The sequence below is a fragment of the Amnibacterium sp. genome, assembly GCF_025463795.1.
Classification (GTDB): Bacteria; Actinomycetota; Actinomycetes; order Actinomycetales; family Microbacteriaceae; genus Amnibacterium.
On sequence record NZ_JAODBE010000015.1, the window covers coordinates 1 to 17938 of the forward strand.

A 17938-nucleotide genomic window follows, 5' to 3' on the forward strand; every position below is an offset into this window, starting at 1 on the left:
GGGTGGCCTGGCAGGGGTCGCCGTGCCCACGGACCGGCCCGTCGGCGGGTTCCTGAACGGAAGCTGCGGGGCTGGACGCCGCACACCGTACGCCTGAACCGACGCCCGCGGTGGGGACCGCCGAAACGGATGCGCCGCCATGATCGAACAGGACGACGTCGCCGCGTGGGCGGACCGCTGGAACGGCGCCGTCGAACGGTTCGAGTCGCAGATCGTCGTACCCGTCCGCGCACGAGGCGAGTCGCGAGGTGCTGATGACCGCCCGCATCTGCCGCGGGGATCCTCCTGCTCGCCGTGCTGCTCGGCCCCCGCGGTAGGTCTCGTTTCGGAGCGGTGGGTGGGCAGCTATTTCAGGAGAAGTTCCGGTCGGATCACTTCGCTGCGAAGGATTCGAGCGACCTCGTCAGGCTCGGGGTTGTAGCGACTCGCGCGCTTGATCTCCTTGCGCACGGCGTCGACGACCGCGTCGGTCATCAACACCTCGGCCATGGCGGTAGGCGCCGTGGCTGCCTTCCGCTTCCAAAGGTCGCTGATGAGATCGCGCTTCAGAGCCGCCCGGTGCAGGTAGAGCAGCGACTCGACCTTCTTAGACGGACTCTCCTCGCTCAAGAGGTCGACCTCCAGTGCGAGGTGGACCTCAACCTGCTGACCGGTCGCCGCGAACACGTGATAGGCCTGCCAGGTCTGACCATTGGTCAGAATGACCCATTCCAGGCCTTCCTTCACGGCATACGTTTCCACCTGCCGCAGATGCCGAACGTTGAGCTTCTGCGCGGCGCGCTTGACCTCGATGAACGCGACGAGCTGCTTGTCGATGCGAACGCCATAGTCGGCGAACTCGCCCCGGACTGCGAACTCCGTCGTAAGGTCCTCGTACTTGTCGTACCCGAGCCCCTCACAGAGGAAGTCCGTGACGAGGAGCCGAGTGTCGCCTTCGTTCGCGTCGCGCTGGACGAGATCCTGGAGCGGCCTGGAGAACTTGCGGATCGCGAGCTTGAGCGCCTCGCGAGCGTCCTGCTCCCATTTCGGGACTGTGGGCTTCTGGGGTGTCGCCTGCAAGGTGTCGGTCATGTCCGTAGGTCCTTCGGTGGCTTGGATTTTGGCGCGAGCCTATAGAAGGGGTTCCGGTCGCGCGGAACGCCGCACCGGTGCGCAGCACCCTCGATCCGATCGCCAGATCGGAGGAGGGCGGACGCGCTCACTTTGCGTCTCCCCAAGATCGCGGCCCCTGCCATGATGCGGAGGTGGATCAGCAAGTACCCCGATGGGACAACGATGACGTCTTCCGGGGAGTCGGCACGGCCGCCTGGCTGCTCCCGTCGCTTGCCGAGTTGCAGAGACTGGCTGAGGAGCCGGGATGGGTGGCTGAGGCGCCCGAGACGCACCTCGCGCCACATCTTCGGGCCGCCGTTGACGCGGCCGGGTTCACATGGCTGAGCGACCGGATCGAGTCGGACGGCACCTATGCAGTGACCGTCGGCGTGAGCCGGAGCGTGAACAAGCGAGCGACCCGACAGAGGGTGTGGCAGATCATCGGGTCCATCGCGGAGTCGTCCTCGCACGTCGTGGAACGGACGTCGCCGGACGGCGCGGTGTTCGAGGTCGTGACCGGAGAACCGGACGGCGCCTTCGCGGCGCACGGCCACACCCTTCGACTCGAGATCTCGAAAGCCGGCTGAGCCGGGCGCCCCCGCGAGAGCTCGAGGTCGACCAGGACCGAATGCGTCCCGGCCGCCCTCCTGACGTGGGCGCGGCGATCTTCTCAGAGGGGATGACGGGAATCGAACCCGCACCATCAGTTTGGAAGACTGAGGCTCTGCCATTGAGCTACATCCCCGGCGCCCGCCACCCGAGCAGCGAGCCCGTCAAGGCTACTGCAGCCGTCGGTCAGGGCAGGAGGTGCCCTGCGGCGGTGAAGAGGCCGTACCACTCCTCGCGGGTGAGCGGCAGGTCGGAGCCGGCCGCCGATTCGCGCACGCGCTGGGCCTTCGTCGTGCCGAGCACGACCTGCATCTTCGCCGGGTGGCGAGTGATCCACGCGACAGCGATCGCGGTCGGCGTCACGTCGTACTTGGCCGCGAGCGCGTCGATCCGATCGTTCAGCTCGGCGTAGTTCTCGCGGTCGCCGAGGAAGACCCCGTTGAAGAAGCCCTTCTGGAAGGGCGACCAGGCCTGCAGGACGATCCCGTTGAGCCGGGCGTAGTCCAGGATCCCGTTGTCGCGGTCGACGGACTGCGGGAGGTCCGCCATGTTCGCCGCGATGCCCTGCGTGATCAGGTTCGCGTGCGTGATGCTCAGCTGCACCTGGTTGAACATCAGCGGCTGACGCACCGAGCGACGGAGCAGCTCGGTCTGCCCGGGGGTCTGGTTCGAGACGCCGAAGTGGCGCACCTTGCCGGCGCTGTGCAGCGCGTCGAACGCATCCGCGACCTCCTCCGGCTCCATCAGCGTGTCCGGGCGGTGGAGCAGGAGCACGTCGAGGTAGTCGGTGCGCAGCGCCCGGAGCGACGCGTCGACGCTCTCGAGGATGTGCTCCTTGGAGAAGTCCCAGAAGCCGTCGCGCAGGCCGACCTTGCTCTGGATGATCATCTGCTCGCGGTCGGACGAGCTCAGCTGCAGCGCGTCGCCGAAGCGGCCCTCGCAGTCGTGCGGATCGTCGCCGTAGACGTCGGCGTGGTCGAAGAACGTGATGCCCACGTCCCTCGCGGTACCGACAAGGGTGCGGATCTCCTCGGCGGAGATCTCCGTGATCCGCATCAGGCCGAGGATCACGTTCGAGACGGGCAGGTCGAAACCGGGGACGGGAAGGTTCTTCACGCTCCCGTCTTACCGTGCCGCCGCCTGAGAATGCACTGCGGCCTTCTCGCCGGGAAGCCCCGTCGTCCGCGCCGGGTGCAGGTTCCGACGCCATGTGCAGGGTCGGATGGCCGGATCCGTCCTGCAGACGGCACGGGAACCTGCACACGGCTCAGCGCGACGGCTGCCTGTCAGAGCGGGCGGTGGGTGAAGCGCCCGGCGACGAGGGTGGCCGCCACGGCGCCGGCGTGCATCCGCTCGGGCGGCAGGTCGATCAGCACGAGGTCGGCCACATCGCCGACCTGGGGCTCGGCCCGGCCGCGGGTGGCGGCGGCGAGCGCCTCGTCGATGCGGATGCGCTGCTCCGGATGCCAGGGCGGTCGATCGTCTCCGGTGCGCTCGATGGCCGCGCGCACCGCGAGCCACGGGTCGAGAGGCGCGACGGGGGCGTCCGACCCGAACACGAGCGTGGCGCCGGCGTCGAGCAGCGACCGGAACGGGTAGGTGCGGCCGGTCCGGCCCGGCCAATGCTGCTCGGCGACCTCGCGGTCGTGCAGCAGGTGCCCCGGCTGCACGCTCGCGACCACCCCGAGCGCCGCGAAACGCGGCAGGTCGGCGTCGGCGACGAGCTGGGCGTGCTCGATCCGGCCGCGCGTGCCGGTCGCGGCGAACGCGTCGAGCACCTCGGTGACGGCGGCGTCGCCGATCGCGTGGATCGCCGGTGTCAGGCGTGCCTCGGCCGCGGCGGCCAGCAGCCGGCGCAGCGGCTCCCCCGGCAGGGTCAGCACCCCGTGGCCGCCGTCGGGGTACGGATCTGTGCAGAACGCCGTGCGGGTGTTCAGCGCACCATCGGCGAGCGCCTTCATGGGCCCCACCGACACGAGACCGGACTCCCCGATCGGATCGCCCGTGCGCAGGCCCTCGGCGACGGCCCGCTCGAGGTCGGCCGAGTAGATCGCGGCCTCGATCCGGAGGCTGTCGAGCCCGCTCGCGGAGCGACGCGCCCATGAGGCCGCGTTCCAGGCCATCTCGAAGTCGACGATCCCGACGACCCCGGACCGGGCGGCCGTCTCGGCGAGCGCGGTGACGGCCGCGTCCGCGTCCGCGTCCGCCAGGTTCCGCACGGCCCGGGAGACAGCGAAGGCGGCGTCCTCGCGGAGCAGTCCCGACTCGTCGAGCTCCACGCCGAAGCGCCGGCCCGCGGCGCTGTTCAGCCAGACGGCGTGGATGTCGTGGCTCTGCAGCACGACGGACCGCTCCCCCGCCGCCTCGTCGAGCAGGGCGCGGGTCGGCCGGTCCGGCCAGACGCCGTCGCGGAACCCGATGCCGACGACGGGTTCGACCGGCCGGTCCGGCAGGGAGGCGCGGACGAGCGCGGCGGCCTCCGCCGCCGATCCGGCGCCGCCGAGGGGCAGCCAGGTGCTCGCGAGGGCCGCCTGGGTGACGTGCACGTGCTCGTCCCAGAGGCCGCGGAGCAGCATCCGTCCGTCCGCGTCGACGACCTCGGCGCCGTCGGGCTCGAGCGTGGGCTCGATCGCGACGATCCGACCCTCTGCCACGCGCACGTCGACGACGGCGCGGCCGATTCGGCTGCGCCGGAGCAGCAGGTCAGGCACGCCGCTGCCGCGCCTCCCGCATGAGCGCCGCGAGCGCGGGCTGCGCGTAGGGGCCGTCACCTTCGAGGTGCCCGATCACCGAGTCCACGATGTGCAGCGGGCGGTTCTGGCTCAGCTTGGCCTTCGCGGTCACCGAGGTGGGCGTGAGGCGGATGCCGACCGTGCCCGACTGGATGCGCTCCGCGTACGCCGCGTCCGTGGGCGCGGCGAGCATCCGCCGCGGCTCCGGCACCCGGTCCTCGAAGTGGTCGACGAGCTTCCCGAGCACGGCGAAGTTCTCCTCGGGCGAGAGGATCTCGGGTACGCCGCGCAGGTGCGCGGCCACGAAGTTCCAGGTCGGCACGGCGGGGTTCTCGTCGTACCAGGACGGCGAGATGTAGCCGTGCGGGCCCTGGATCACGACGAGCAGCTCGTGCTGCCCGAGCTCGTGCACCAGGTCGTCGGGCCGGCCGACGTGCGTGAGGACGCTGAGCTCCTCGCGGTCGTCGTCGACGAGCACCGGGTAGTGGGAGGCGACGAGTCCCTCCGACGTGTCCGACACGAGGGTCGACCACGGGTTGTCTCTGATCAGCTGCTTGATGGCCGCCGTGTCCGCCAGCGAGAAGCTCGGGTTCTGGCGCATGTCAGCCCTCCGCCGGCTTGGGCTTCGGCAGCGTCTGCCAGCCGGGCGCCCAGTAGAGGTTGCGGCCGCCCATCTCCTCCATCACGACCTGCCCGCGCCCCCGCGGGCTGCGCAGGCCGGTGCGCTTGTAGACGTAGTGGCGCTCCTCGCGGCTCGCGAGCGCCCGCCGGTAGGCCTCCTCGGTGTCGAGGTCGTCGCGCGTCATCATCTGCCCCGTGCGCACGCCGATCTCGAGCAGGTGCGCCCAGTCCCGCCAGAGCTTCCGCAGCGTGGGCACCGGGATCTCCTTGCCCGGGGTGTGCGGATTGAGGCGCGCGCGGAACAGCAGCTCGGCGCGGTAGACGTTGCCGATGCCGGCGACGACGCTCTGGTCCATCAGCTGCAGCCCGATCGGCGTGGCCGACTTCCGCACGGCGGCGACGAACCGGTCCTCGGCGGCCTTGCCCGAGTCGTGCATCGGATCGGGGCCCAGCTTCGCGACGAGCTTCGTCACCTGCTGCGGGTCGAACACCTCGCACGCGGTAGGGCCGCGGAGGTCCGCGACCGCACGCTCGGTCAGCAGCCGCACCCGCACCTGACCGATCGGCTCGGGCGGGAAGTTCTCCAGCTCGACGTCCTCGCCCTTCTCCGACTCCGCCATGCGGAGCCGAGTGCGCCGAGGCGCGCCCATGGAGTTGAGGCTCGACTCGGGCAGCACGTCCGGCTCGAAGGCGTCGTCGCCGGCCACCTGCTCGACGAACGTGCCGCGCTGATTCGTCTGGCCAATCCGCCCGTTCGCGGAGGCGAGGGTCGCATCGGCCTCGATCTCCCCCGCGAAGTCCCACGCGCCGTAGAGCCCGAGATGCACGTGGAGGATGCGGTCGCCTTGGGCCACCTCGCCGGTTCCCTGGTGCGGCGCAGCTGCATCGGGGCCGTGCAGAGGGGAGAACTCGAGCAGCAGATGCTTGCCGATCGCGCTGGCGCCGAGCAGCACTCGCCCGTCGAGCTCGGCGGCGCCCGCGGCGAACCGGCCCTGGGGGCTCGACGCCGTCACCCGGTCCCCGGCGAAGTTGCGCCGGAACTGCATCGCGATCCGGTGGATCGAGTGCCCCTCAGGCACGCGCGTGCCCCGGATCGTCGACGGGGTGGCCTTCGATGTTCCCCGTCCGCTCGTACTCGGCGAGCTGCGCGATACGGCGCGCGTGCCGCTCCTCCTTCGAGAAGGGCTCCGCGAGGAACACGTCGATGAGGTGCATCGCCTCCTCGAGGGTGTGCTGGCGGGCGCCGATCGCGCAGTCGTTCGCGTCGTTGTGCTGCCGCGCGAGGAGGGCCGTCGACTCGTTCCAGATGAGCGCAGCGCGGATGCCCTGCACCTTGTTCGCGGCGATCTGCTCCCCGTTCCCGGATCCGCCGAACACCACCGCGAGCGTCTCGACGCCCTTCGCCTGGTCGTCGACGACCCCGAGGGCGGCGTTGATGCAGAACGAGGGGTAGTCGTCGAGCGGGTCGTAGGCGGTCGGACCGTGGTCCACGACCTCGTGGCCGGCCGATTCCAGGTGCTCCCGCAGGTGCCGGCTGAAGCCGAGGCCGGCGTGGTCGGTCCCGATGTGGACGCGCATGTCGCGAGTCTAGGACGGGCTGCGGAACCCCTTCGGGCCTCCGACGAGACCGCTCCGACGTGCGCGGGTCGCGCCGTTCCGGAGTTCCTGGCCGACACGCCGCGCGGCGGGCGGAGACGGCGGCGTGTCGGCCCGTTTCTCCGGAACGGCGCGAACGGCCCCGACGGATCACGGCGATGCGGAGGCGCGGAGTGGGACCAGCGAGGCTCAGTAGGGTGGTCGGCCGTACCGAACAGGTCGACCAGGACTGCAGGAGCGTCACATGCCCGGAGAGAACCTCACCCGCGTCGAGGCCCAGGAGCGCGCAGGCCTCGTGCAGCCGTCCGCGTACGAGGTCGAGCTCGACCTGACGCGCGGCGCAGAGGTCTTCGGATCCACCACCACGGTGCGCTTCACCGGCACCGCCGGGGCGTCGACGTTCATCGATGCGATCACCCGCACCGTGCACGCCGTCACCCTCAACGGGAAGGCCCTCGACCCCGCCGAGGTGAGCGACGGCGTGCGCATCCAGCTGCCCGGGCTGGCGGCCGAGAACGAGCTCGTGATCGTCGCCGACGCGATGTACACGAACACCGGTGAGGGCCTGCACCGGTTCGTCGACCCCGTCGACGACGAGGTCTACCTCTACTCGCAGTTCGAGGTGCCGGACTCCCGCCGCATGTTCGCGGTCTTCGAGCAGCCCGACCTGAAGGCGACGTTCCGCTTCACCGTCACGGCGCCGGCGCGCTGGCAGGTCGTGTCGAACCAGCCGACGCCCGAGCCGGAGATCGACGGCGACGTCGCGACCTGGCGCTTCGAGCCGACGCCGCGGCTCTCCTCCTACATCACCGCCCTCATCGCGGGCCCGTACCGCGTCGCGCGCGACGAGCTGACGAGCGCCGACGGCCGCACGATCCCTCTCGGCGCCTTCGCCCGCGCCTCCCTGTTCCAGCACCTCGACGCGGACTACGTATTCGACATCACGAAGAAGGGCTTCGAGTTCTTCGAGCGGATCTTCGGGGTGCCGTACCCGTTCGAGAAGTACGACCAGCTCTTCGTGCCCGAGTACAACGCGGGCGCGATGGAGAACGCGGGCGCAGTCACGTTCGTCGAGTCCTACGTCTTCCGCTCGAAGGTGTCGGACGCGGTGAAGGAGCGGCGGGTCGTCACGATCCTCCACGAGCTCGCCCACATGTGGTTCGGCGACCTCGTGACCATGAAGTGGTGGAACGACCTCTGGCTGAACGAGTCGTTCGCCGAGTACATCTCCACGCTCGCCACCGCCGACGCCACCGAGTGGACCGAGGCGTGGACGACCTTCAACATCATGGAGAAGAGCTGGGGCTACACGCAGGACCAGCTGCCCTCCACGCATCCGATCGTCGCCGAGATCCCGGACCTCGAGGCCGTTCAGGTCAACTTCGACGGCATCACGTACGCCAAGGGCGCGAGCGTGCTGAAGCAGCTCGACGCCTGGGTCGGCCGCGAATCCTTCCTCGCGGGCGTCGGCAACTACTTCCAGAAGCACGCGTTCGGCAACACCGAGCTGCGCGACCTGCTCGTCGAGCTCGAGGCCACGAGCGGCCGGGACCTCACCTCGTGGAGCGCCTCCTGGCTGGAGACGGCGGGCGTGAACACGCTGATGCCCGAGATCGACATCGACGAGACCGGCTGGATCACCGCCTTCGCGGTGCGGCAGACGGCGAGTGAGGCGCAGCCGACGATCCGCCCGCACCGCCTGGCGATCGGCTTCTACGAGCTGTCCGACGAGCAGCTGGTCCGCGCCGAGCGCTTCGAGCTCGACGTGGCCGGCGAGCGGACGGACGTCCCCGAGGCCGTCGGCAAGCGGCGCCCCGCGCTCGTGCTGCTGAACGACGACGACCTCGCGTACGCGAAGATCCGGCTCGACGAGGAGAGCCTCGAGAGCGCCATCGCGCACCTCTCGACCATCGAGTCGCCCCTCGCCCGCTCGCTGGTCTGGGGTTCGGTGTGGGACGCGACCCGGGACGCCGAGGCGCGGCCGCGCGACTTCGTGCGGCTCGTGCTCAACAACATCGGCAGCGAGACCGAGTCGACGACCCTCCGCACGGTGCTGCAGCAGGCGGCGCTCGCGGCGTCCAGCTACGTCGCGCCGGAGATCCGCGAGGAGACCCTCGTCGCCCTCGGCGACGGCGTGCTCGCGCTGCTGCGCAACGCGGCGCCCGGGTCGGATGCGCAGTTCCAGTTCGCGAAGAACCTCGCCGCGCTCGCCCGAACGGAGGAGCAGCTGCAGGCGGTGCGCGGGCTGCTGTCCGGCGCCGAGACCCTCGAGGGCCTCTCGGTCGACACCGACCTGCGCTGGGAGCTGCTCATCGCGCTCGTCGCCGGCGGCAAGGCCGGCGAGGCGGAGATCACGGCGACGCTCGCGGCCGACGACACGGCGACGGGCCGCGAGTCCGCGGCGCACGCACGCGCCACGATCCCGACGGCGGAGGGCAAGCGGGCCGCATGGGCCTCCGTCGTCGATTCGGCCGCCCTGCCGAACGCGATGGTTCGCGCCACCTGCCTCGGCTTCCGCCGTGCCGCCGACCGTGCGCTGCTCGAGCCGTACGTCGACGAGTACTTCCGGGTGATCGAGGAGCTGTGGGCGAACCGCAGCTACGCGATCGCCGAGGCGCTGGCCCGCGGCCTCTACCCGTCGCCGCTCGCCGACCGGCGACTCGTCTCGGCGTCGCAGCAGTGGCTGGAAGCGCATCCGGAACCGACGGCGCTCCGTCGGGTGATCGTCGAGAACGCGGCCGCCGTGCAGCGCGCGCTCGCGGCACAGGCGCGGGACGCCCGTGACTGAGCTGCTCGGGATCCTCCGGTCGGCCACGACCGACGCGGTGCGGTCGGACTGGGACCGGTTCTGGGCGTCGACCTGGGGCGGCGTGCTGCTCCAGGTGATCGCCGTCATCGCGATCGTGGTGATCGCGCTGGTAGTGCGCGCCATCGCGCACCGGATCGTGCGCCTGTTCGTCGAGCGCATCGTCTCGGGCGTGAAGCGACGGCAGCACGCGGAGAACACGCAGGCCCTGCTCGCCTCGCCGGTCGCCGCGGCCCGGCTCGTGGCCCGCACCCGCACGCTCGGCTCCGTGCTGAACAACCTCGTGTCGGCGACGGTGACGATCATCGCGATCCTCAGCATCGTCGGGGTGATCAACGCGCAGATCATCGGCGCGTTCTCCCTGATCACGGCCGCATTGGGCGCAGGCCTCGGCTTCGGCGCGCAGAACATCGTCAAGGACGTGCTCACCGGTCTGTTCATGGTCGCGGACGACCAGCTCGGTGTCGGCGACGTGGTGAACACCGACCTCGCATCCGGCGTGGTCGAGGCCGTCGGCATCCGCGTCACGCAGATCCGTGACGTCAACGGCGTGCTCTGGTACGTCCGCAACGGCGAGATCACCCGCGTCGGGAACATGTCGCAGGGCTGGTCGCGCGCGATCGTCGACGTCACCGTACCGAAGGACGTGGACGTGGAGGCGGTGCAGCAGCGGTTGCTCGCCGCGGCCACCGAGGTGCTGAGCGATCCGCAATGGGCGCCGTACATCGCGGAGAAGCCGGAGCTGTGGGGCATCGAGTCGGTCAGCCCGGACGGCATCGTGCTGCGCCTCGTGGCCCGCACGCGCGTGAACACCCGCGACGACGTCGCCTGGTCGCTCCGGGTGCATCTGCGGGAAGCGCTGGTGGCCGCGGGCGTGGAGCCGTCGGCGATCACGAGCGCACCGCTCGACCGCTTCGAGGTGGCGGGCGCGCTCCGCGGCATCCGGCCGGCTCGCCTCGGCTCGGCTCCTCGCCGGCCGACGAGGAGCCGAGCCCGGACGACAGAGCCGGCGCCCTTGACCGATCCGCAGGTCGGGCCCGTGCCGACGACGCACCCCCGATCGGGCGCGCGCGGCGCGTCCGGGGCCTCCGGCCAGGGCGGTGTCTCCGGCCCGGGTGCCCCGTCGGACGGCGCGGATGGCCGCTGAGCCCACCGCCCCCGCCGCCGACGCGACCTTCTGGTCGGCCGTCGGCGGCCGGGCCACGTTCGAGAAGCTCGTCCGCACCTTCTACGAGGGCGTCGCGAGCGATCCCGAGCTGCTCGCCCTCTACCCCGAACCCGACCTCGAGGGCGCGATCCAACGCCTCACCGGGTTCCTCGAGCAGTACTGGGGCGGCCCGACGGCCTACAGCGACCAGCGCGGCCACCCGCGACTGCGGATGCGGCACGCGGCGTTCAAGGTCGATCCCGCGCAGCGCGACCGGTGGCTGACCCACATGCGCGCCGCCGTGGACGCGATCGACCTGCCGCCCCTGTACGAGGCCGAGCTGTGGGCCTACCTCGAGCGGGCGGCCTTCGCGATGGTGAACACGTTCGAGGACTGACCGCGGTCAGTGCCCGAGCATCGCGTGCAGCAGGAGGATGCCGCCGGTGAGCGCACTCACGGTCGCGAGCACCACCGCCCCGAGCACGGCGAGCCCGGCCAGCTTCAGCGCGAAGCGGCCGACGCCGAGTGCGGCGACGACCAGCAGGGCGACGGCGAGCAGGCGGGATCCGGATCCGGGCAGCACCGGCAACGACGCGGCGGGCGTCGGCACGGTCTGCTGATCGGTCACCCGCTCAGGCTAGGAACGCGCGGTCATCGGGGGCAGCCCCAGAGCGAGGGTCCGCGCCCCAAACGGCGCCCTCTCCCCCGTCGACGCGAGGCCGGAGGCGGAGTCAGCCCTGGAGCGACCAGGCGCGACGCTTGACGAGCACGTGCCCGCGCTCGGTGCTGAGGCGCGTCCAGGGGCCCGAGTCGTAGATCGGGATCTGCTCGAGCGGGTCCCCGAGGAACCCGAGGCTGTGCGCGGCGAACGCCGCGCCGGCAGGCACGTGCTCGGCGCCCTCGATCGGGCGGCTCCAGACGTCGGCGCGGACGCGGCGCACGAGCGGCTCACCCGCGTCGGTGGGCAGCGCCTCCGCCACCTCCACGATGCCGGCCTTCGCCACGTCGGTCAGCACATCGGCCTGCGTCTGCCCGACCGCCACCCACCCGCTGCGGGGCGGCGCGACGCCGGCCCACGTCACCGTGTTCACCTCAGCGGGGATACCGACCTGCACCGCCTCCGCGGCCTCCGCGAGCGACTCGCTCGCCCGCTTGAGCCGCTCCACGAACGAGGCGATCGGCACGACGACATCGAGGTCCTGCTCGGGGTCGATACCGACGGTGCGCAGCCCGAGCACGGTCGGGGTGTCGTCGAGCAGCCCGGACGGGTACAGCACCGCCGTGTACACGGCGAGCACGCCCGCGCCTCCGACGAGCCGCACCGACGCCCGTTCGACGGCGTCCGCCCGGCCGAGATAGGTCTGCAGATCGACGAGCGCCGCAGCGTCGGGCAGGTCGAGGGTCCGGTCCATGAGCGCCCCTAAACTTACCCCGCCCACCCCCCGCGGCACGTCGGCCGCACCACTGACGCGAGGAGCTGCAGATGGATCCGCTCGCCGGGATGCTGGCTGCGCTCGACCTCGTCGACACGGGCGCGCGCACCTCGGAGGACATCTTCACCGGCACACCGCAGTGGAGCCCTGCGGGGCGTCTGTTCGGCGGCCAGGTGCTCGCGCAGTCCGTCGTCGCGGCGACCCGGACCGCACCGGAGGGCCGGCACGTGCACTCGATGCACGGCTACTTCCTGCGCCCCGGCGACGTCGAGACGCAGATCACGCTGGCGGTCGACCGGATCCACGACGGCCGGTCGTTCTCGACCCGGCGCACGCAGGCGTACCAGGGCGGGGTCCCGATCCTGTCCATGATCGCGTCGTTCCAGACCGTCGACGACGGCCTCGAGCACCAGGCGACGATGCCCGAGGGGCTTCCTGCGCCCGAGGACCTGCCCGATGAGCGCAGCGCGCTGGCCGCCATCGATCATCCGATGGCGCAGTACTGGGCCACCGGGCGGCCGTTCGACATGCGCCACGTCGAGTCGCCCGTCTTCCTCTCCGTCGAGGGCGAGCGGGTCGCGCACCAGGCCGTCTGGCTGAAGGCGATCGGCGACCTCCCCGACGACCCGGCGCTGCACCGCGCGGCACTCGCGTACGCCAGCGACTACACGATCCTCGAGCCGACGTTCCGACGCCACGGCCTGCCGTGGGCGGCCCCGGGCCTGAAGGCGGCGAGCCTCGACCACGCGATGTGGTGGCACCGGCCGGTGCGCGTCGACGAGTGGCTGCTGTACGTACAGGAGTCGACGAGCGCGAGCGGTGGCCGCGGCCTCTCCCTCGGGCGCATCTTCACCCGGGAGGGCGTGCTCGTCGCCTCCGTGGCGCAGGAGGGCATGGTCCGCGTCCCGTCGAGGCCGCTCGCCTGATCGCTTCACCGCGCCGTTCCGGAGTTCTTGCACGACACGCCGCGCCTGCACCGATCAGTCGGCGCGCCGCGCGGTTTCTCCGGATCCGCGCGATGCGCACATGCACTTCCTGAGCGGCGCGGGTGGACCCGTGGCGGTCAGCGGCGCGTGAAGCGGACCGGATCCTCCACGTACGGCGCCCAGGCCGCCTTCTCCGCCGGTGTGATGCGGCGCGGCTTCGAGTCGTTCGCGTTCGCGAGCACGAGGGTCGTCGCCGCCCGCGTGTAGAGGGCCCGCGGCTCCACCCCGGCCGGCGTGTGGATCTCGTAGTTCAGCTCGAGGCTCGCTCCACCCATCCGGCTGATCCACACCTCGGCGTCGAGCGGCGCCCGCTGGAACGGGATCGGGTGCAGGTACTCGATCTCCTGCCGGGCGATCAGCGCGAGCGTGTCGGACCCCGGACGGCCGTCGAGCACGCGGGGACCGACACGCTCGGGCGAGTCCGCGTCCTCCCCCGTCACCCAGAACGCCTCGATGCGGATCTCCTCGAGGAGGTGCAGCATCGCGGCGTTGTTGACGTGCGCGTACGCGTCGATGTCGCTCCAGCGGAGCGGGACCGCGACGTGCAGCCGCATGTCAGACGCGGGTGAGCTTGCGATACACCCCGCGGCCGACGCCGACCGACTCGGGGCCGAGCCGCTCCGCCTTGTTCTCCTCGTACGCCTGGAAGTTGCCCTCGAACCAGTACCAGCTGCCCGGCTGCTCGGCCGTGCCCTCGTACGCCAGGATGTGCGTCGCGATCCGGTCGAGGAACCACCGGTCGTGAGTGATGACCACGGCGCAGCCCGGGAACTCGAGCAGCGCGTTCTCGAGGCTCGACAGCGTCTCCACGTCGAGGTCGTTGGTCGGCTCGTCGAGCAGCAGCAGGTTGCCGCCCTGCTTCAGCGTGAGCGCGAGGTTCAGGCGGTTGCGCTCGCCACCGGAGAGCACGCCGGCCGGCTTCTGCTGGTCGGGCCCCTTGAATCCGAACGTCGACACGTAGGCGCGCGACGGGATCTCCGTGTTGCCGACGTGGATGTAGTCCAGGCCGTCGGACACGACCTCCCAGAGCGTCTTCTTCGGGTCGATGCCGGCGCGCGACTGGTCGACGTAGGAGATGTCGACCGTCTCGCCGATCTTCAGGTCACCGCCGTCGAGCGGCTCGAGCCCCACGATCGTCTTGAACAGCGTGGTCTTGCCGACGCCGTTCGGGCCGATGACGCCGACGATCCCGTTGCGGGGCAGCGTGAAGCTGAGGCCCTCGATCAGCGGACGGCCGTCGAAGCCCTTCTCGAGCTTCCTCGCCTCGATGACCTGGCTGCCGAGGCGCGGGCCGACGGGGATCTGGATCTCCTCGAAGTCGAGCTTCCTCGTGCGCTCGGCCTCGGCGACCATCTCCTCGTAGCGGCCGAGCCGCGCCTTCGACTTCGCCTGACGGCCCTTGGCGTTGGAGCGGACCCAGTCGAGCTCCTCGGAGAGGCGCTTCGCGAGCTTCGCGTCCTTCTTCCCCTGGACCTGCAGCCGCTGCTGCTTCTTCTCGAGGTAGGTGGAGTAGTTGCCCTCGTACGGGTAGAGGCGTCCGCGGTCGACCTCGGCGATCCACTGGGCGACGTGGTCGAGGAAGTACCGGTCGTGGGTGACGGCGAGCACGGCGCCGGGGTACTTCGAGAGGTGCTGCTCGAGCCAGAGCACGCTCTCGGCGTCGAGGTGGTTGGTGGGCTCGTCGAGGAGCAGCAGGTCGGGCTTCTGCAGCAGCAGCCGGCACAGCGCGACGCGGCGCTTCTCACCGCCCGACAGGTACTCGACGAGGGCGTCGCCCGGCGGGGTGCGGAGCGCGTCCATCGCCTGCTCGAGCTGCGAGTCGAGGTCCCAGCCGTCGGCGGCGTCGATGTCGTCCTGGAGCTTCGCCATCTCGTCGCCGAGCTTGTCGTAGTCGGCGTCGGGCTCGGCCATCTCGAGGCCGATCTCGTTGAAGCGGTCGAGCTTCGCCTTGATCTCGCCGACGCCCATCTCCACGTTCTCGAGCACGGTCTTCGATTCGTCGAGCTCGGGCTCCTGCATGAGGATGCCGACGGTGTAGCCGGGCGTGAGCTTGGCCTCGCCGTTGCTCGGGGTGTCGAGCCCCGCCATGATCTTCAGGATCGTCGACTTGCCGGCACCGTTCGGGCCGACGACGCCGATCTTGGCACCGGGGAAGAACGACATCGTGACGTCGTCGAGGATCAGCTTGTCGCCGTGCGCCTTGCGGGCGCGGGCCATCTGATAGATGTACTCCGCCATGCCCCGAGTCTATTCGGGGCATGGCGACCGCCCGTCCTGCGGGGTCAGATCGGTGTGCGCATCCACGGCGCATCGTCGGCCTCCTGCGGCTCCGCGGGTGCCGCCGGCGCGGGCGACGGCGTCGTGGAGATGGCGGACACGCCCCACTCGCCGCTGTGGTCGACCGGAGGCGCCGGAGGAGCGGCGGCGGGGTCCGGTGCGGCCCCGACGACGGGCTGCTCGCCGGTTCCCGGAACCTGCTGCGCCCGCCGGCCCCGCTCGAACCGGCTCGTGCCGAACGTGAGGTCGTGCCCGAGCGCCGCCGCGCGGATCTCGACGGAGCGCCCCTTGTGCCCGTCGGCGCCGTCCCATTCGCTGACGCTCAGGTCGCCGGCCACGATGACCCGCTGCCCCTTGCGGAGCGACGTCAGCGCGTTCCTGCCGAGCTCGCCCCAGGCGTTCACCCGGTACCAGCTGGTCGTGCCGTCCTGCCAGTTGCCCTGGGCGTCGCGACGGCGGTCGGTCGACGCGAGCCGGAACTGCACCACCGACCCTCGACTCGTGGAGCGCTCCTCCGGGTCCTGCCCGAGCGTCCCGATGACGGTGATCCGATCGGCCATCTCCTGCTGCTCCTCTCCCGCCCGCGGCACGGTGCCGCGGAGTCGGATCCGCGCGCCGCGTCCGTGCCAGGTAGCGGCGCGCGGATCCGGCCAGAAGGATGCGCTCACCGCCGCCCGGAACGGGACGCGGCCCGCCCTCGAGGAGGACGGGCCGCGGAGAAGGGGGCTGGGGAGGAACGGTTCCCGCCTCAGGCCGCCTTGACGTACTGCGCGTAGGACCTGCGGACCTTGTTCACCTTCGGGAGGGCGACGGCGAGGCAGTAGCCCTGGTTCGGGTTCTTCGCGAAGAAGTCCTGGTGGTACTCCTCGGCCCGGTAGAACTCACCGAGCGGCGCGAGCTGGGTGACGATCCGGCCGTCCCAGATGTCGGCGGCGCGGGCGATGGCGGACTCGAAGATCGCCTTCTGCTCGTCGTCCTCGTAGAACATCGCCGACCGGTACTGCGTGCCGACGTCGTTGCCCTGCCGGTTCAGCTGGCGTGGGTCGTGCAGGGTGAAGAAGACGTCGAGGATCACGTCCCGCGGGATGACGTCGGGGTCGAAGGTGACGGCGACGGCCTCCGCGTGGCCGGTCAGCCCGCTGCAGACGGCCTCGTAGCTCGGGTTCTTCAGCTTCCCGCCGGTGTATCCGGACACGACGTCGGCCACCCCGTCGAGGGAACGGTAGACGGCGTCGAGGCACCAGAAGCAGCCGCCGGCGAGCACGAACGTTTCCATGTGTGGGTTCTCCCGTTCTCGGGCGCCTGTGCCGGCACCCAGTGCAGTCAACCCGCCCCTCGGGGCCCTTGTTCCCCTCCGACAGCCGATCCGCGCCCGCGTTCATCGGACCGTCACAGGTGCTCAGTACCCTGAGGGCCATGTGGGACGCCTTCGTCGCCTGGTTCCAGTCACCGGCGGGTCAGCGCGTGCTCGACGCCGCGGTGATCCCGGCGCTCGCGATCCTCGTCGCGGGCGTGGTCGCGGCGCTGATCGCTCGCGCCGCGATCCGATCGCTGCTCGCGAGGGCGGACCGCGAGGCCGTGTCCGGCGCGGTCGCGGCACTCGTGGAGGTGGCGAGGGCGGCCGGCGCCGGCGCCTCGTCGGACGGGGAACGGGAGCGGATCGCGCGGCTGCGCACCGAGGCGGACGTGCGGCTCCGGCTCTCCGGCGGAACGGGCGCGGCCCTCGCCGCGGACTGGGCGTCGCTGCGTGTCGACGCGATCGAGCGCGACGCCGGGTCGCCGGTGCCGCAGACGACGGCGGCCGTCGAGGAGGTCCGCGATCGGCTTCTCGCGTGGGTCGGGCGTCCCCGCCGCGCCAAGCGGCTGTTCGCGGCCGACGTGGAGCGGCTCGGGGCCGAGCGCACCGCCCGGCGCGACCCGCAGCAGCCGGCCGCCGAACCTCCTGCAGCTCCCGGCCAGCGGTCGACGGCGGACGCCGAAGCCCAGCTCGACCCGCAGCCGGAGAGCGCGGCCGCCGCTGCCCCCGCGCCCGAGACCCCTGCCGCACTGGAGTCGCCGAGCGACGGCCGTCCGGAACCGGTTGCCGCGCGTGCGCAGAACCTGGCCCACGAGCGGCAGGCCGAGCAGGCCGAGGCCGCGGCGGATGACGGCGTCGCGCCCGCAGCGGCGCCGGATGAGGACAGGGCGCCCTCCCCGACGACCGAGCCGGTGCTCATCCAACGAACCCGGCTGGACTCGATGGACCGACAGGCGGTCGACCCCCGGTTCGACCACGCCCGGCACGCCGGTCCGGAACCGGTCGTCGCCGCGGCCCAAGCGACGGCGGAACCGCAGGTGGAACCCGTGGAGCCGGAACCGGCACCCGGGCCGGAGCCCGAACCGGCCGCGCCGGTCGGCGAGCGGCAGGCGACTCCCGCATGGCTCGACGTCTACGACGACGAGGCCGAGGTGACCCGCGACATCGACCTGTCGAAGACGCCGCCTCCGAAGGCCGCGTCCGCGGTGCGGGACCGCACCCGCACCGGGGACGACATCGTGCCCCGTCACTAAACTCGGGCGTTCACGCCCCGATAGCTCAATGGATAGAGCAACGGCCTTCTAATCCGTAGGTTGCAGGTTCGAGTCCTGCTCGGGGCACA

The 17938-nt window shown here is 71.3% G+C and carries 18 protein-coding genes and 2 tRNA genes; 7 read left to right on the forward strand and 13 right to left on the reverse strand.

The genetic code is table 11. The features are described from left to right. Positions 1 to 345: 345 nt before the first annotated feature. The gene (locus tag JWQ92_RS01170) at positions 346 to 1071 is read right to left on the reverse strand and encodes a type I restriction enzyme HsdR N-terminal domain-containing protein (RefSeq protein ID WP_297342623.1); all 726 of its coding nucleotides are present in this window, start codon (positions 1069 to 1071) and stop codon (positions 346 to 348) included. Positions 1072 to 1148: 77 nt separating this feature from the next. Here JWQ92_RS01170 and JWQ92_RS01175 point away from each other — a divergent pair, with 77 nt between their 5' ends. Then, a complete protein-coding gene (locus JWQ92_RS01175) occupies positions 1149 to 1679 on the forward strand; it encodes a hypothetical protein (protein WP_297342624.1) in 531 nt (176 codons plus the stop codon). Positions 1680 to 1766: 87 nt separating this feature from the next. Here JWQ92_RS01175 and JWQ92_RS01180 read toward each other — a convergent pair. The 6 genes from JWQ92_RS01180 to JWQ92_RS01205 all read right to left on the reverse strand — a co-directional run bounded on the left by JWQ92_RS01180 (position 1767) and on the right by JWQ92_RS01205 (position 6632). Then, positions 1767 to 1837 (reverse strand) — tRNA-Gly (locus tag JWQ92_RS01180). A gap of 50 nt (positions 1838 to 1887) precedes the next feature. Beyond that, positions 1888 to 2817 (reverse strand): aldo/keto reductase family oxidoreductase, encoded by a 930-nt coding sequence (locus JWQ92_RS01185; RefSeq protein ID WP_297342625.1) that lies wholly within the window; start codon positions 2815 to 2817, stop codon positions 1888 to 1890. A gap of 170 nt (positions 2818 to 2987) precedes the next feature. Next, a complete protein-coding gene (locus tag JWQ92_RS01190; RefSeq protein WP_297342626.1) occupies positions 2988 to 4412 on the reverse strand; it encodes an amidohydrolase in 1425 nt (474 codons plus the stop codon). After that, positions 4405 to 5034 carry an FMN-binding negative transcriptional regulator gene (locus tag JWQ92_RS01195; protein WP_297342627.1) on the reverse strand — a complete coding sequence of 210 codons (630 nt, stop codon included), beginning with the start codon at positions 5032 to 5034 and terminating at the stop codon, positions 4405 to 4407. The genes JWQ92_RS01190 and JWQ92_RS01195 overlap by 8 nt, the downstream gene beginning before the upstream one ends. Position 5035: 1 nt before the next feature. Then, positions 5036 to 6133: an Fpg/Nei family DNA glycosylase gene (locus JWQ92_RS01200; protein WP_297342628.1), complete on the reverse strand. Its 1098-nt coding sequence runs from the start codon at positions 6131 to 6133 to the stop codon at positions 5036 to 5038. After that, positions 6126 to 6632 carry a ribose-5-phosphate isomerase gene (locus tag JWQ92_RS01205; RefSeq protein WP_297342629.1) on the reverse strand — a complete coding sequence of 169 codons (507 nt, stop codon included), beginning with the start codon at positions 6630 to 6632 and terminating at the stop codon, positions 6126 to 6128. The genes JWQ92_RS01200 and JWQ92_RS01205 overlap by 8 nt, the downstream gene beginning before the upstream one ends. A gap of 262 nt (positions 6633 to 6894) precedes the next feature. Between JWQ92_RS01205 and pepN the strand changes: the two genes are divergently transcribed. Genes pepN through JWQ92_RS01220 form a run of 3 tightly spaced genes read left to right on the forward strand, consistent with a single transcriptional unit; the run spans position 6895 to position 11000 of the window. After that, positions 6895 to 9438, forward strand: a complete 2544-nt coding sequence (gene pepN, locus JWQ92_RS01210; RefSeq protein ID WP_297342630.1) for an aminopeptidase N — start codon at positions 6895 to 6897, stop codon at positions 9436 to 9438. Then, positions 9431 to 10603: a mechanosensitive ion channel domain-containing protein gene (locus tag JWQ92_RS01215; RefSeq protein ID WP_297342631.1), complete on the forward strand. Its 1173-nt coding sequence runs from the start codon at positions 9431 to 9433 to the stop codon at positions 10601 to 10603. The genes pepN and JWQ92_RS01215 overlap by 8 nt, the downstream gene beginning before the upstream one ends. Then, complete coding sequence (locus JWQ92_RS01220; RefSeq protein WP_297342632.1) at positions 10593 to 11000, forward strand: globin; 408 nt, start codon at positions 10593 to 10595, stop codon at positions 10998 to 11000. The genes JWQ92_RS01215 and JWQ92_RS01220 overlap by 11 nt, the downstream gene beginning before the upstream one ends. Before the next feature lie 6 nt (positions 11001 to 11006). Here the strand turns inward: JWQ92_RS01220 and JWQ92_RS01225 are convergent, their stop codons facing one another. Beyond that, positions 11007 to 11231 carry a hypothetical protein gene (locus JWQ92_RS01225; RefSeq protein ID WP_297342633.1) on the reverse strand — a complete coding sequence of 75 codons (225 nt, stop codon included), beginning with the start codon at positions 11229 to 11231 and terminating at the stop codon, positions 11007 to 11009. 103 nt (positions 11232 to 11334) lie between these two features. Then, positions 11335 to 12015, reverse strand: coding sequence for a hypothetical protein (locus JWQ92_RS01230; RefSeq protein ID WP_297342634.1), 681 nt, complete (start codon positions 12013 to 12015; stop codon positions 11335 to 11337). Between the two features lie 71 nt (positions 12016 to 12086). Here JWQ92_RS01230 and JWQ92_RS01235 point away from each other — a divergent pair, with 71 nt between their 5' ends. Further along, positions 12087 to 12962 (forward strand): acyl-CoA thioesterase II, encoded by an 876-nt coding sequence (locus tag JWQ92_RS01235; protein WP_297342635.1) that lies wholly within the window; start codon positions 12087 to 12089, stop codon positions 12960 to 12962. A gap of 137 nt (positions 12963 to 13099) precedes the next feature. Here JWQ92_RS01235 and JWQ92_RS01240 read toward each other — a convergent pair whose 3' ends face one another. From JWQ92_RS01240 to msrA, 4 genes are all read right to left on the reverse strand, one after another. Further along, on the reverse strand, positions 13100 to 13576 hold the full coding sequence (locus tag JWQ92_RS01240) for a thioesterase family protein (RefSeq protein WP_297342636.1): 477 nt from the start codon (positions 13574 to 13576) through the stop codon (positions 13100 to 13102). 1 nt (position 13577) lies between these two features. Next, positions 13578 to 15260 (reverse strand): energy-dependent translational throttle protein EttA, encoded by a 1683-nt coding sequence (gene ettA / locus JWQ92_RS01245; protein ID WP_297342637.1) that lies wholly within the window; start codon positions 15258 to 15260, stop codon positions 13578 to 13580. A gap of 44 nt (positions 15261 to 15304) precedes the next feature. After that, on the reverse strand, positions 15305 to 15859 hold the full coding sequence (locus tag JWQ92_RS01250; RefSeq protein ID WP_297342638.1) for a single-stranded DNA-binding protein: 555 nt from the start codon (positions 15857 to 15859) through the stop codon (positions 15305 to 15307). Positions 15860 to 16047: 188 nt separating this feature from the next. After that, positions 16048 to 16575, reverse strand: coding sequence for a peptide-methionine (S)-S-oxide reductase MsrA (gene msrA / locus JWQ92_RS01255; protein ID WP_297342639.1), 528 nt, complete (start codon positions 16573 to 16575; stop codon positions 16048 to 16050). A 140-nt stretch (positions 16576 to 16715) separates the two neighbouring features. Between msrA and JWQ92_RS01260 the strand changes: the two genes are divergently transcribed. After that, a complete protein-coding gene (locus JWQ92_RS01260; RefSeq protein WP_297342640.1) occupies positions 16716 to 17849 on the forward strand; it encodes a hypothetical protein in 1134 nt (377 codons plus the stop codon). Positions 17850 to 17863: 14 nt separating this feature from the next. After that, positions 17864 to 17936, forward strand: a tRNA-Arg gene (locus JWQ92_RS01265). The last annotated feature ends 2 nt before the right edge of the window (positions 17937 to 17938 follow it).

Coding starts and splice junctions, on each gene's coding strand:
- JWQ92_RS01260 (WP_297342640.1), top strand. CDS start 16,716: ATGTGGGACGCCTTCGTCGCCTGGTTCCAGTCACCGGCGGGTCAGCGC.
- JWQ92_RS01235 (WP_297342635.1), top strand. CDS start 12,087: ATGGATCCGCTCGCCGGGATGCTGGCTGCGCTCGACCTCGTCGACACG.
- JWQ92_RS01250 (WP_297342638.1), bottom strand. CDS start 15,859: ATGGCCGATCGGATCACCGTCATCGGGACGCTCGGGCAGGACCCGGAG.
- JWQ92_RS01195 (WP_297342627.1), bottom strand. CDS start 5,034: ATGCGCCAGAACCCGAGCTTCTCGCTGGCGGACACGGCGGCCATCAAG.
- msrA (WP_297342639.1), bottom strand. CDS start 16,575: ATGGAAACGTTCGTGCTCGCCGGCGGCTGCTTCTGGTGCCTCGACGCC.
- JWQ92_RS01205 (WP_297342629.1), bottom strand. CDS start 6,632: ATGCGCGTCCACATCGGGACCGACCACGCCGGCCTCGGCTTCAGCCGG.
- ettA (WP_297342637.1), bottom strand. CDS start 15,260: ATGGCGGAGTACATCTATCAGATGGCCCGCGCCCGCAAGGCGCACGGC.
- JWQ92_RS01170 (WP_297342623.1), bottom strand. CDS start 1,071: ATGACCGACACCTTGCAGGCGACACCCCAGAAGCCCACAGTCCCGAAA.
- JWQ92_RS01230 (WP_297342634.1), bottom strand. CDS start 12,015: ATGGACCGGACCCTCGACCTGCCCGACGCTGCGGCGCTCGTCGATCTG.
- pepN (WP_297342630.1), top strand. CDS start 6,895: ATGCCCGGAGAGAACCTCACCCGCGTCGAGGCCCAGGAGCGCGCAGGC.
- JWQ92_RS01220 (WP_297342632.1), top strand. CDS start 10,593: ATGGCCGCTGAGCCCACCGCCCCCGCCGCCGACGCGACCTTCTGGTCG.
- JWQ92_RS01240 (WP_297342636.1), bottom strand. CDS start 13,576: ATGCGGCTGCACGTCGCGGTCCCGCTCCGCTGGAGCGACATCGACGCG.